Source organism: Dysgonomonas mossii (assembly GCF_004569505.1).
In the GTDB taxonomy this organism is placed as follows: Bacteria; Bacteroidota; Bacteroidia; order Bacteroidales; family Dysgonomonadaceae; genus Dysgonomonas.
The window spans coordinates 664,751-678,089 of record NZ_SPPK01000002.1 but is presented as its reverse complement, the minus strand read 5'-3'; the positions used below and the strand labels follow the sequence as shown (position 1 = coordinate 678,089).

At 35.8% G+C, this 13,339-nt stretch carries 14 protein-coding genes; 4 read left to right on the top strand and 10 right to left on the bottom strand.

Going from position 1 to position 13,339, the window contains the following annotated elements:
• The first annotated feature begins 97 nt into the window (after positions 1 to 97).
• Positions 98 to 1,783 (top strand): M23 family metallopeptidase, encoded by a 1,686-nt coding sequence (locus tag E4T88_RS08235; RefSeq protein WP_135104977.1) that lies wholly within the window; start codon positions 98 to 100, stop codon positions 1,781 to 1,783.
• A gap of 10 nt (positions 1,784 to 1,793) precedes the next feature.
• On the opposite strand, the gene E4T88_RS08230 is transcribed toward E4T88_RS08235, so the two are convergent.
• From E4T88_RS08230 to E4T88_RS08220, 3 genes are all read right to left on the bottom strand, one after another.
• Positions 1,794 to 2,819, bottom strand: coding sequence for a threonine aldolase family protein (locus E4T88_RS08230; RefSeq protein ID WP_135104976.1), 1,026 nt, complete (start codon positions 2,817 to 2,819; stop codon positions 1,794 to 1,796).
• A gap of 133 nt (positions 2,820 to 2,952) precedes the next feature.
• Positions 2,953 to 3,363, bottom strand: coding sequence for a hypothetical protein (locus tag E4T88_RS08225; protein WP_135104975.1), 411 nt, complete (start codon positions 3,361 to 3,363; stop codon positions 2,953 to 2,955).
• Positions 3,364 to 3,414: 51 nt separating this feature from the next.
• Positions 3,415 to 3,888, bottom strand: coding sequence for a hypothetical protein (locus E4T88_RS08220; RefSeq protein ID WP_135104974.1), 474 nt, complete (start codon positions 3,886 to 3,888; stop codon positions 3,415 to 3,417).
• Positions 3,889 to 4,457: 569 nt separating this feature from the next.
• Here E4T88_RS08220 and E4T88_RS08215 point away from each other — a divergent pair.
• Positions 4,458 to 5,594, top strand: a complete 1,137-nt coding sequence (locus E4T88_RS08215; protein ID WP_135104973.1) for an adenylyltransferase/cytidyltransferase family protein — start codon at positions 4,458 to 4,460, stop codon at positions 5,592 to 5,594.
• Between the two features lie 113 nt (positions 5,595 to 5,707).
• Here the strand turns inward: E4T88_RS08215 and E4T88_RS08210 are convergent, their stop codons facing one another.
• Together E4T88_RS08210 and E4T88_RS08205 are read right to left on the bottom strand one after the other, a co-directional pair.
• Positions 5,708 to 6,802, bottom strand: coding sequence for a Gfo/Idh/MocA family protein (locus tag E4T88_RS08210; RefSeq protein ID WP_135104972.1), 1,095 nt, complete (start codon positions 6,800 to 6,802; stop codon positions 5,708 to 5,710).
• An 82-nt stretch (positions 6,803 to 6,884) separates the two neighbouring features.
• A complete protein-coding gene (locus tag E4T88_RS08205) occupies positions 6,885 to 7,790 on the bottom strand; it encodes a TIGR01777 family oxidoreductase (protein WP_135104971.1) in 906 nt (301 codons plus the stop codon).
• A gap of 275 nt (positions 7,791 to 8,065) precedes the next feature.
• On the opposite strand from E4T88_RS08205, the gene E4T88_RS08200 reads away from it, so the two are divergent.
• Positions 8,066 to 8,533 carry a MaoC family dehydratase gene (locus E4T88_RS08200; RefSeq protein ID WP_006843122.1) on the top strand — a complete coding sequence of 156 codons (468 nt, stop codon included), beginning with the start codon at positions 8,066 to 8,068 and terminating at the stop codon, positions 8,531 to 8,533.
• A gap of 79 nt (positions 8,534 to 8,612) precedes the next feature.
• Here E4T88_RS08200 and E4T88_RS08195 read toward each other — a convergent pair whose 3' ends face one another.
• A complete protein-coding gene (locus E4T88_RS08195; protein WP_135104970.1) occupies positions 8,613 to 9,293 on the bottom strand; it encodes a hypothetical protein in 681 nt (226 codons plus the stop codon).
• A 200-nt stretch (positions 9,294 to 9,493) separates the two neighbouring features.
• Here E4T88_RS08195 and E4T88_RS08190 point away from each other — a divergent pair, with 200 nt between their 5' ends.
• Positions 9,494 to 10,156, top strand: a complete 663-nt coding sequence (locus E4T88_RS08190; protein WP_135104969.1) for a DUF2461 domain-containing protein — start codon at positions 9,494 to 9,496, stop codon at positions 10,154 to 10,156.
• Positions 10,157 to 10,170: 14 nt separating this feature from the next.
• Here E4T88_RS08190 and E4T88_RS08185 read toward each other — a convergent pair whose 3' ends face one another.
• From E4T88_RS08185 to E4T88_RS08170, 4 genes are all read right to left on the bottom strand, one after another.
• Positions 10,171 to 10,815 carry a hypothetical protein gene (locus E4T88_RS08185; protein WP_135104968.1) on the bottom strand — a complete coding sequence of 215 codons (645 nt, stop codon included), beginning with the start codon at positions 10,813 to 10,815 and terminating at the stop codon, positions 10,171 to 10,173.
• A 310-nt stretch (positions 10,816 to 11,125) separates the two neighbouring features.
• Entirely contained in the window at positions 11,126 to 11,509 is a 384-nt protein-coding gene (locus E4T88_RS08180) for a DUF3037 domain-containing protein (RefSeq protein ID WP_135104967.1), read from the bottom strand.
• Complete coding sequence (locus E4T88_RS08175) at positions 11,487 to 12,269, bottom strand: HipA family kinase (protein WP_135104966.1); 783 nt, start codon at positions 12,267 to 12,269, stop codon at positions 11,487 to 11,489. The genes E4T88_RS08180 and E4T88_RS08175 overlap by 23 nt, the downstream gene beginning before the upstream one ends.
• Positions 12,270 to 12,668: 399 nt before the next feature.
• Positions 12,669 to 13,319, bottom strand: coding sequence for a hypothetical protein (locus tag E4T88_RS08170; RefSeq protein WP_135104965.1), 651 nt, complete (start codon positions 13,317 to 13,319; stop codon positions 12,669 to 12,671).
• Positions 13,320 to 13,339: the final 20 nt, after the last annotated feature.

Sequence of the window (13,339 nt, the reverse complement as noted above, 5' to 3'; positions counted from 1 at the left end):
ATTTGATCAAGAAATAGTGAAGAATATCCATTAACAAACAAAAACTTGTGAAGGTCTCTATATTCTCCTATTTTTGTAATGAATTTATACAAAACACATGAAGAAAATTTTAATATTTTTATCCCTTATATATGCATTTAGCTCTGTAGCGCAAAACACCTACAGGTCTCCACTTGATATACCGCTAATTCTCAGTGCTAACTTCGGAGAACTCAGACCAAACCATTTTCATTCCGGTATTGATCTAAAAACAGAAAGAGTCGTAAACAAACCTGTGTATGCTATGGAGGACGGATATGTATCCCGTATTTCTATTTCGGCATCGGGCTATGGACTTGCACTCTATATAGACTATCCTTCCACCGGACAAACAAGCGTATATGGACACCTCAATAAGTTTGCACCCAAGATATCAAAATACATAAAAGACAAACAATATGAGCGTGAAAGCTTCCACATAGACATCACATTAGGAAAAGAAGAAATACCGGTAAAAAAAGGTGAGCTTGTTGCCTATAGCGGAAATACAGGATCGTCAGGAGGACCACACGTACACTTTGAAATAAGAAACACTGCGAATCAAATAGCTATCGACCCTTTGGAGTATTACAAAGATGCTATAACAGACACACAAGCGCCTAAAATAAAAGGAATAGCTATATATCCTATAAATGAAAAAGGTGCAGTAGATTTTAGCCGTCATCCTTACCACAGAAATATTTCTATGCTAAAGAATGGAGCTTACGCCACATTAAAAGACACAGCAGAAGTATGGGGGAAAATTGGATTTGGAGTTTATGCGAATGACAGAATGGATGGTACTCCAAATATATATGGCGTAAAAAAAGTTAGACTGTTTTGTGACGACAAAGAAATATTTTCTTCTAATTTATCTCATGTCGATTTTAAGCAAACCCGGATGATTAATAGTATGACAGACTTCGATTATTGGAGCCGAAGGAGAATTTTCTATCAAAAATCTTACATTGAACCGGGCAATAAACTCCCTTTTTATAAATCGGTAAATAATGGGCATATTGATATAAAAGAAGAGCGAGTATACAATCTTCGCTACGAACTTGAAGATATGTATGGGAATCAAACAAACTATTCGTTCAGCGTAAAAGGGAGGGAGCAAACGATCCCTCAGAAGAGAACTTGCACACAACGAATGGTATGGAACCAGGATAATAACTATTCAACAGAATCATTCAGCATCACCATTCCTAAAGAATACCTCTATGATGACCTGTGTTTTATGCTAAAAAAAATTCCATCAGCGAAACATCTTGCTGACTTACACAAAGTAAATGACACACATGTTCCCTTGCAAGATTATTGCAACATTACAATAAAATTAAAGAAAGACACCTTATCCAATAAATCACAATATGGCATTGTACGCCTCAAGGGGAATAATGAAGTCTGGATAGGAGGAACATATAAAGAAGGAAAAATCATTGGACGAATAAGAGAACTTGGAAACACATACACCATTAACGCCGACACCAAAGCTCCGACAATCACACCCATTCAACCCGAAAGATGGGCAAGACATGCTACAATAAGAATCAAATTATCGGACAATCTCAGCGGTATAGCTTCATACAAAGGCACAATCAACGGCGCATTCGTATTGTTCGAAAACGATGTAAAATCTCCGATCTATTCTTATAAATTCGATTCTTCGCGACTGAAAAAGGGACAAATGCAAAAATTAGTATTCACAGCAACGGATAAGTGCGGAAACACTTCAACGTACCGGTATGAATTTAAGTATTAGAAATTGTTGTTTATAACTTCTTCAGATCTTCGATAAACTCATCTACAATAAACTCAGGAGTAGCCCAGGAAGTAATAAATCTCATTGCAGAATGATTATCATCAACAACACTCCATGTAAGAAAAGAATAGTCTTTTTGCAGACGACTTATCATTTCATTCGTTAAGATTGGGAATATTTGGTTGGTATCAGAGTCTATCAGCATAGTATAGTCTAAAGCCTTGAATGCAGTAGCCATTTTCGCAGCCATTTTATTTGCGTGGGCTGCTAAATCAAAGATCAGGTTACCTTGGAGTAGTTGATCAAATTGCACACCCATCACCCTACCCTTTGCAGTAAGAGCACCTCGCTGCTTAAGGTGATATTTGAAATCTTTGTCCAACTCAGGGTTTGTTATAACAACTGCCTCTCCTAACAGAGCTCCACATTTTGTACCACCAATATAAAATACATCAGTGAAAGCTGCAATATCAGCTAAAGTCATATCGTTAGATTCAGCAGCCAAAGCCATAGGCAAACGAGCGCCATCCATAAACAAAATCAAATCATTTTCTTTGCAGAAAGAATAAAGATCAGATAATTCTTGCTTTGTATATATAGTTCCCAATTCGGTAGAATTAGAGATATAAACAGCTCTTGTACGAACAACATGATGTCCGCGAAGCTTATTCAAGAAGGGTTTAATATCCTGTGGACGCAACTTTCCATCGACAGTTGATGCAGCTTCTACTTTATGTCCGGTTGCCTCTATTGCTCCAGTTTCATTTACATAAATATGCCCGGTTGTAGGAGCCACAACAGACTCAAAAGGGCGCAGAATAGAAGATAAAACGACTAAATTTGCCAAAGTTCCGCCAGCTATCAAATGTACTCCGACATTCGGTTTGTGTGTTAATTCTGCAATCATCTTAGTTGCACGCTGCGTATATTCATCATCTCCATACCCGGATTGTTGTACGAGATTGCTTTCTACAAGAGCATTTAACACAGAAGGGTGGCATCCTTCAGAGTAATCATTCGCGAAACTATACTTCATTTTATTTCTTTATTATTTTTCGAGTGTAAATTTAAGTATAAAGAGAGAATATTGATTAGAATATATAGAAGGAAATATAAAGTCCTTACAAATAAAAAAAACATCCTAAATTAGGATGTTTTATAAATTATACTCAGACTCTTATATCTCGAACAGGAATTTCCCTGACATTAATCTTAGGGATAGGAATATTCAAATCCAAATCACGAACCACCTTCTGTTCTTTCACTGTGCGAACATCTGTATCCTCTACACCAAGGTCAGCGATCGCATTTTGAACAAAACTATCTATTTTATGAAAAGGAAGTGGCAGAAGCTCATGCTTATATAGCTTCTCTATCTCTATGACTCTTGTTTCCTTGTTCTTTATCCAAACAAGAACCTTTTTTATCTTTGTAAATAAGCTTTTAACAGTGAGATCTGTAATTAATATTTCGTAGCAACCAATGCATTTTGATATATGACTCCCACTATCGTTGACAGTATATCCGGCTTCAGTTATCTCCCTGATATACTTTTTTATATATGGTGAATATCTTTTCATGAGTTATTATAAAATGTGGGTTAATAGTTAAATTTTAAGGAATCGGACTTTCTATACAATCATCAGGGTAGATTTATTTGCTATCCCTACTGCATAATCTTCAAAAACAGGTGAAATTTCATTCTGTTTTCCGTTTTCGAAACATCCCCTGACTTTTTCATACGCTAAGAATGACATCTCAAATTCGGGTTGACCTGTAACTAATATAGGTTGATCTAAACGATTATACCAATAGTATTGTCCTCCAAATGTTTTTCTTGCCACTTCAAATACGTAGGCTCCAATTTTTATTATCATCTTCCTTTTAGTCTCTGAGTCAGCCTTTTTATAAAACACAATGCTATCCTTTATTATAAGGTCAACTTCACGCAAACTTTCGATAGTAAAATCAAGCTTAGCATCATCTTTAAACTGTTTGACTAATAGGTTTGCATTTGCAGACATGTCATCAGTAAATTGCTGTCGATCATTATCCGTTATTTGTGCTATTTCTTTCTTTTTTCGCAGAAAATCAAATAATCCCATTTCTTCGGTGTTTATGTTCTACCTCTACAAAATAAAATATAAACAAACGCATACCCTAAAAACAACTATAGAAGTCATAATGTTTAAAAGATACAACTTTTGAAAAATATTTTATAAAATAACAGTTTAGTAAAAACAGAGAAATATTCTCTTATTCTTACACTAACGTCCGGCAACACATAATTATATATTAAAGCTTTACAGCTCTTTTTTCAATCTCTCGGCTTTTTTTCGAAACAAACATCATACGTTAATTTTATATTAAAGAATAATGCTGCAAGTATATAATGAGTATAAAAAAGCCCACATAAAGCAACTAATATTGCAAAAAAGACAAAATACAAAACATATTTTTTGTTTTTTTATAAGAGAAAATCAAGTTCTATATAAGGTCATTAATAGCTAATATCAGTTTGTCTTCTGCAAATTTAATGTATTATAGTAATGAAACAAACTTTATTGAGGAAATTTGTTAAAAAAAAGACATATTCACCTATCCTAGAAGGAGCAATAATTAGTGAAAAAGATATATATTTACATACTATAATTCGAACATGAAAATATAAAATATGAAAAAGGTTTTTGTAAGTGGGTGCTACGATATGCTCCATAGCGGCCATGTTGCATTTTTTGAAGAAGCTGCCAGTTACGGAGATTTATATGTGGGGATAGGTTCCGACAAAACAGTAAATGAACTAAAAGCCCGAAAAACCATAAACAGTGAGCAGGAACGCCTATATATGATAAAGTCTCTTCGGTTTGTAAAAGATGCCTGGATCAATAAAGGAAGTGGCATACTTGACTTTATTGATGATCTGAAGGAACTGAAACCCGACATCTTCTTTGTTAACAATGACGGACACAGCGCCTTAAAAGAACAGCTATGCAAAGACCTTCATATAGAATACATCGTAAGCAAAAGAATCCCCCACACCGGATTACCAACTCGCTCTACAACAGCTTTGCGAGAAGAATGCAGAATTCCCTATCGGATAGATCTGGCAGGAGGCTGGCTTGATCAGCCAAATGTAAGCAGTCTATATCCGGGAGCTGTACTTACAATATCTATTGAGCCCGATTATGACTTCAATGACAGGAGTGGTATGTCAACCAGCTCACGTAAAAAAGCCATAGAACTCTGGCAGGTAGATATCCCGACAGGAGATAAAGAAAAACTCGCTAAAACCTTATTCTGCTTCGAGAATCCTCCGGGAACAAAATATGTAAGTGGCTCACAGGATTCATTGGGAATCGTTCTGCCCGGACTCAACAAGCTATATTATGACGGAGATTTCTGGCCATCGCGTATAGAGAAGGTATTGGATGATGAGATATTGTTGTGGCTAGAAAAACATTTGTGGCTTGTACCATTATATCCACGTCACCACGATTATGATGTCCTATCAAACACTAATATTACACTTGAGAATGCAAAAAGGTTAAGCAATGCTGCTGAGAATGCATGGGAGTCACTAAAAGAAAAAGATATAAAAAAACTAGGGGAAGCCATTAGAGAAAGCTTCGAAGCTCAAATCGTAATGTATCCGCACATGGTATCAGACGATATTCTCGAAGTTTTAAACAAATATAAATCATCCGCTTTAGGTTGGAAGTTAAGTGGAGCCGGTGGTGGTGGTTATCTAATTTTCGTCAGCGAAACACCTATAGAAAATGCAATTCAGATAAGAATAAGAAAAGCCGAATAAGAGACATAGAATAATTAAAGGGACAGATACTTTATTGATATCTGTCCCTTTCTATTTTAACAAAACCGATCAAGCCACAAGCCCAAACAGGTCAGATGATATTTAATTCGTATCTACTGAAGCTTAACGGCCTTACCCGTAGCATTACTCTTTATAGCTGCCTCTAATATTTCAACAACAATCAGATTATTTTCTAAAGAAGACAAATCTGTTGATTTTACTTCTATGTCTCCTCGCACAGCAGCTTTTAGGTAATAGAAAGAATCATTGTAAGGTTCGGGCAAAGCATCTGCAACCATTTTAGCCTCTTTGTTTCCTGAAAAGAAACGCATATCCTTTGCATTATCCTGATATAGGGCTCCTTTATTTCCATAAATATGCATATCTTTTCGGCCAAAGGGCCAGTTCCACGAAGCCATAACAATGGTAGTTACCCCCGGATATTCGAGAACAATAGTAGCATCATCGTCCACTTTTGGATACACATCGGGCTTCTGATGTTGCAGTACAGCTGACACACTCACAGGCTTTTTCCCGCCCATAAGCCATGTGCTCAGATTTGCGCCATAGCATCCAAAATCTATAACAGCTCCTCCCCCATTTTTCACAGGATCAGTCAACCATTCCAAAAACTCAGGGCCACACCCAATCTCTACGGGCCCGGAATGTCCATCATATACATTTATTCGAGACATCTTACCTACAGCTCCATCTTTACGAATCATATCGTATGCCTTATGATTGGCTGGATACCATGTAGTTTCATAGTTGGTAAGGACCATAATATGATATTTCTGTGCAAGTTCAGCCATTCGCTTAGCCTGCTGTACAGTAGTGGCTAGAGGCTTTTCTACCATCACATGGATACCTCTAGGGGCACACGCTTCTACCACCCGAAGGTGATCATATATAGGTTCATAGACTATTACGGCTTCCGGCTTTGTCTTGTCAAGCATTTCGTCCAAATTCTGAAAGAAAAGCTTTTCATCAACTTTAGCCCGCAGCATTTTATTATTCCATAGCTGTGTGTTTTTTTCGGCAACTCCCACAACCTGAAAATCACCTCTATCTAGACGTGACAACACTTCCCATAGATGTCCATGAGACAGACCCACTACTCCAAGTCGCAAAGGCTTGTCTTTTTGAGCAAAAAATGGTAAAGCAAGAGAAAAGAGAATAGTAAACAGAAAAATCTTTGTTAGTTTCATTATTCAAGGGCATTATTATAAAAGATAAAAAAGAACTATCTATCAATTGTATTCAACTATGCTTTTACCTTCAATTGACGAGTTATATTTTCTTGACTAATATATCAGCCAAAGCCTCATCAATATGTTCGAAGGCAAAACGGTAATGTTTATCCAATAAATGTTGAGGAATAGCACGTTGCCCATCTATAAGCAATGTTGCACTTTCACCCATCATTATTTTTATCACAAATGATGGTATTTTAAATAAACATGGACGAAATAAAGTTCGTGACAGCACTTTTGCAAAACGTCTATTGGTAATCGGATTAGGAGAAGTAAAATTAAAAGCTCCTCTTGCTTCGGGAGTGTCTATCAAAAACAATATACCGTTAACCATATCCTGAATATGAATCCATGATATATACTGGCTTCCGGATGCTATTACAGCACCAAGCCCCAACTTAAAAGGAAGAACTAGCTTGGGCAACATTCCCCCGTCTTTAGATAAAACGATACCTGTTCGCAGGATACATACACGCGTATGTCTGTTGTCTGCAGCCATTGCCAAAGCCTCCCATTTCTTGCATAGCAAATGAGTAAACCCTTCTCCGGGTTCCGAATTTTCATTTATTGCATCATCATCCTGAAGTCCGTAATAACCAACAGCAGATCCTGAAATAAATATAGAAGGAGGAGTGTTGCTCAATTTGATCAGTTCGGTTAAACGACGGGTTGTATCCCAGCGACTATCACACATGCCCTCCTTTTGCTTTGCTGTCCATCGTTTACCGGCAATAGATTCGCCCGCCAAGTTTATAATCACATCATAACCATCTAACGAATCTAGTCCATCTAATGATTGACAATATTCGACATCTGATCCCAGCTTTTGTTTTGCTTTGACTACATCTCTGCTCAAAACCGTGATCTTATGATTTTGCACTAATAAGGCCTTGACTAATAACGTACCGATTAACCCTGTACCTCCTGTAATAAAAACCCGCATATATATTTATTTAATACTAGAATGTTTATTGGACACAAACTACCTGGATCAACACACTATACAGAATGTATAGTTATGCAAATCTACATATTTATTCTTATTATTTTTTAATATCACTCTTTATAAAATAATAATTTTGTAACTAAACGAAATTATTTACTAGGTGGAATATTATGAGTAAAATATTATCATGTTTTTAATCCAAAGCCATATTTATTTGGTGATCTCGGTTAATATCAATAATTTTATAGACTGTTTGTTAATAAACTATTCTTATGAGTAAAGTTATCATTAATTCGTATCAAGACTTTGAACAATATGTAGGTAAAGAACTTGGTGTTTCTGATTACCTTAAAATTACACAAGAACGTATCAACCTGTTCGCAGAAGCTACACTAGACTACCAATGGATTCACGTAGATGTAGAAAGAGCTAAAGTAGAAAGCCCTTTTAAAAGTACTATCGCGCATGGTTATCTGATGGTTTCGATATTACCTTATCTATGGGATCAGATCATAGAAGTAAATAATATAAAAATGCTTATCAACTATGGCATTGAAAAACTAAAATTCAATCAACCCGTAGTCGCAGGAAACGAAGTTCGCCTAAGAGTAAAATTAGACTCATTAGTTAACTTAAGGGGTATTGCCAAAGCTGAGATAAAAGTTGTATTGGAGATAAAAGATTCTCCTAAAAGTGCATTGGAAGAAACTGTTATATTCCTATATCACTTCAACAGTTAAGAACAAGCACCATTTGAAATAAAATAAAGGAAGGTATTTGAGATCTCAAATACCTTCCTTATTTCTTTATAACCTTACATTAATAATCGCCAAAAGCATTGTAATCACCATAAACTGATGTGTTGGTCGGCTTCACCTCATGCTCTGCCTCACTCTGAATATCTCCGGAATTAGCATCAATCTGAAGCATTCTATACTTAGAACCTTTTTGCAGCTTAACTCCCCACTGATGCGAATTATCATTGTACCACACAATAAAAGACCAGTTATCACCTCCACCCAGAGTATTTATGTAGCCTTTATCTTCTAGGGCTTTAAGCAAACTGTTATAACCAAAAGCTCCTCTGTATAGATCATAATTGATGACACTACAGTTTCCCTGCTCATCACATTCAAGCCATTTACCGATAGGAAACTGATGAGGCAAATATATTCCTTTTCGTTTTAAACTCCCATTGGGATAAAACTCTTTGAATATACGATATACGGCAGGCAAGGGCGGCACTTCATACACCTCTATAGGCAGCCCTTTACGGAGGTTCGATATACGTTTTTGCGTACCGTCCGGCTCGGTGTAAACATAATCAAGGCTACCTGATTGCGCTACCTGATTGCGAAAAGCATTCATATCGAATTTTTCGTAACTAAGAATCACTTTCTGACGAGGGTATATCTCTACTTGTAAACTATTTTGACTATATAGTGCGCTATGGGCACAAAACAAGGTGAGTAAAAAAAATGATATTCCTATTTTTTTCATTTTAAGTATGTGTTTTGGTTCAGCTTGTGTTGTATATTTCTTCAAATATATAAAATTTACAATTAAAAAGAGAAGCTCTTGTTGAAAATTAGAATATCTTTATGCTGATAAAAAGCTAGTTAAAGATATATCTGATATAAAACTACTTAGAATATCGTTTTCAATAGAACATCAAGTCTATACTTCAAAAGAATAAAATTATGCTAAAAGAAGATACGCTAAAATTCCTTCTGGAATTAAAAAAGAATAACAATCGTGAATGGTTTACTGAAAATAAATCGTGGTACGAACGTGCCCGCAAGGATGTTGAATTATTGGTAGGCGAAACGGCATTAAAAATAGCAACATTCGATCCTGAAATTGGACATATCGATCCAAAGAAATGTCTTTTCCGTATCTATAGGGATGTTCGTTTCTCACAAGACAAATCACCATACAAAACTCATTTTGGTGCTATCTTTCGCGCTCGCACAGCAGATCAGGCATCAGGCTATTATATGCATATCGATCCTGACGAACTATTCCTCTCTTTAGGATATTATATGCTTGATGGTACGCAACTAAAGAAAATAAGACGTGGTATCTATGAAGATTTTGACACATTCAGTGATATATTGAACGATAAAAACTTTAAACAAGAAATAGGAGATCTATATCGTGACGAGGATACGCTTCAACGTGTACCAAATGGATTTGACAAAAACCATCCTGCAGCAGAATATCTAAAACTCAAACGCTTCTATGTATGCAAACCTATATCTAAAGAACAATTATTGAGTGAAGATTTTGCAGAATACGCCGCTAAAATATATAAGATAATGCATCCGTTAGGCGAATTTCTGAGCGATATTGTAAACGAATAAGCGAGGCAAAAGCATTATTCTAATACAACATTTGAGAAGTATGCTGTTTCTAAAATATTTTCTTCATGCGAACAGATAAATATCCCGATGTAACATTTAGCAGGCAGTTGTATTTCTATCTCATTATCGGCTATTTGAGGAGTTAAACTTGTTCCGGTCTTCATCCTAAAAAGATTTCCTTTCCGCTCAAATTCTATTTGACTAGGAGCTCTATTGGCTGAAACAAGCTCTTCAGTAACGCCACCTTTAACCATCCTGTATTGCAAGGAAGTAAGCCCATCTCCATGAACGGCAATATCAGCATAGCGAGAATCGGCATCTAACGTCTCTCGAACTTGTATACCAATCTTGCGATGAGTATTTACTCCGTCTCCTTCAAACATAATATTTGCCCGTAAAACAAAGTCTCCATCTTTCTCAAGCCATGCAAAATGAAAAGCATCCAGGCCGCCCCACATATTAGCTCCTGCTCCCTTTAACGTATAGACACCTTTCAGAGAATCATAAGACATCGAACCTTTGAGCTTACAGTCACCGATATCCGCAGATTGAATAAACAACTGTATTCTTTCGTTTTCCTGCCCTCCTCTACAGCCGAACAACATTGCAGTGAATATTAAAAGAGACATTGAAAGTATAGCCAATGTAGATATTTTCATCGTATTATAAACTCGTATTTTTAGGTTACAATGGTATATTACAGAATAAATATATTACTCTTTTGTAAACAAGAAGGATTGGTTTTTCTTTATTTTCTGGTATTGTATACTACTTAATCATAAATATAATACAATCCTCAAATATAATCAAACAAAACCCTTTTATATAATCTTATCCTTTTTTCAGACTGGATATATATTATTAAACACAACAGTATAGCATCTGTTCAGATCGCCTCATCTCTATTGCTATAAAGGTGATGTAATTTTTTATAAATTCGAATAGAAAATGGACTGACTCTTTTATCAATCACAGAACTAATTCGTTGTATAACCTCTCGAAAGTATCATCCAAATCGTCTGAGAATCCCGAACGAGAAGTAGATGTTTGTATAGAAGTGCTACGAACGGCAGTAAGCCAACGGTACCGATCCGATATTTCGTAAGATGCAATTTTACCCCCTACTTTTGTTCCGGAGCATATTTTATCAAACACTTCTAAATTGATAGATAATGATTCTAAATCTAACTCAGACGAAAACAAACGCAACTTATTCTCATCCAACACATAACGAGCCTTTATATATTTAGCCCTTTTGCAGTACATAATAAGCCCAACATTGATAAACTCTTCGCGTTCTACCCTTGGCACAACACGAATAACAGCATATTCATAGAAGTGTTTCCCTGGCATGTTGTGCTTCTTTTATAAATATTTCTGAATGTGCCAATCTCTCCTTCAGGAAGTTTACATATACCCGACGTATATCTGCGGGAGTTTCACCTTCCTCACCCCAATGCAACCAATCATCCGGTAGCAAAGCAACAATCTCTTCTATTTTCTCCGGTACAAGAATCTCTTTAAAAGCCTTATCAACCTCCTCCAATTCTAAAGCATAAGGCAGCAATACATGATCTTTAACTTGAGTAAAAGGGCTTAGCGCATATTTCTCCCAATTTACCCACGAGTGGTGAAAATAAAGCGACGCTCCATGATCGATAAGCCATAGTTCTTTGTGCCACATCAGCATATTGGTATTTTTGGTTGTGCGGTCTACATTTGTCAACAGGGCATCCATCCATACTATTTGAGAGGCTGTTTTACGATCAATCTGCACAGCTACGGGATCGAAAGTTAACGCTCCTGACAAAAAATGCAGTCCCATATTTAAACCACGACTAGCCTGCAAGAGGTCTTGTATCTCTTCATCACCCTCGGTACGTCCAAAAGCCTCATCCAGATTGATAAATACTATTTCCGGAACACGAAAGCCGAGTGTTTGAGCAATAAGACTACCAACCAATTCACTAACTAGCATTTTTGTACCATGCCCGGCCCCTCTGAATTTGACTACATATTTGAATCCATCGTCACCTTCTGCCAGTGCAGGCAAAGAGCCTCCTTCGCGTAAAGGAGTTATATAGCGTGTAACATTTACTGTCCGTAATTCCATTTTCAATAACGACCCTTCCTTTTTTATTATTTACTTAGTTCGTGTTGATAAAGATAAAAAATAGTCAGCAATTATTCCTTATTGTTGTATATTATTAATACGAGTCGATCACACATGTACAAATAAAAAAAGCCCACAACATCACGTCGTAGGACTTTCTCATGCCTTAACACAAACTTTACAAAACTACATGTTATATAACCATAAGTAGTAGAATAAAGTTCAATTTATTTTGTTAATTAACTATATTTCCTTATGTATTTTTAGAACATAAACATTTTAAAACGCCTTAATAAACAAACACTTAAATAGAAATAAAACAGAAGTTTATAATCTATTTTTATATTACAACTTAAAGTTGTCAGGATTTTAGGAAGTCGTTCATCTTTAGATCAGACATTATAGGGACTGAACAGTGTTTTGTAAATAGGCGACTGAAATATTTTCTTCGATAACATACCTAATCTTGATAAAAGCATGCAGTAACTCCAGATGATTTATCTCCAACCGCGGTTTATCCTTCTGATTATATTGTTCTTTGATCTTATAATTTGATGATTGAATATATTGATCGTAGTATTTGTATACCATGCTTATATACTTATTATTCAAGTCTCTTTCATAAAGAAGGTTATCTTTCGACTGGTATACAAAATCTCCAAACAAATTAATAAAGCCTATAAATTGGGTTATTGACTCATCGTAGAAATCATTCCCCCGTATATTATTTTCTATTTGTCCTACATTATAAGATTCGACATACTCAGGTATGATATCTCCAAAGCAAGCTAACCAATTCATCAAATTGTTTGGTTGTTGAATTTTATCTATATTCTTCAGTAGTGTCTCTTTTATCTTCACTAAATCAGTAACAGCAAAAATACATCCTGATTTATCAAGCATGAAGGCATGACGCCCCTCTACATCCGTATCACTATACCAAACCATATACAATGGAAAAGTATAATTCTGCGAACAATACTTGATAATCCAAATACTAAATGATGAACAGATATCATCAAATGAATCTATTTTTACTTCACGAATCATCTCAGAGTAGATAATCTAAA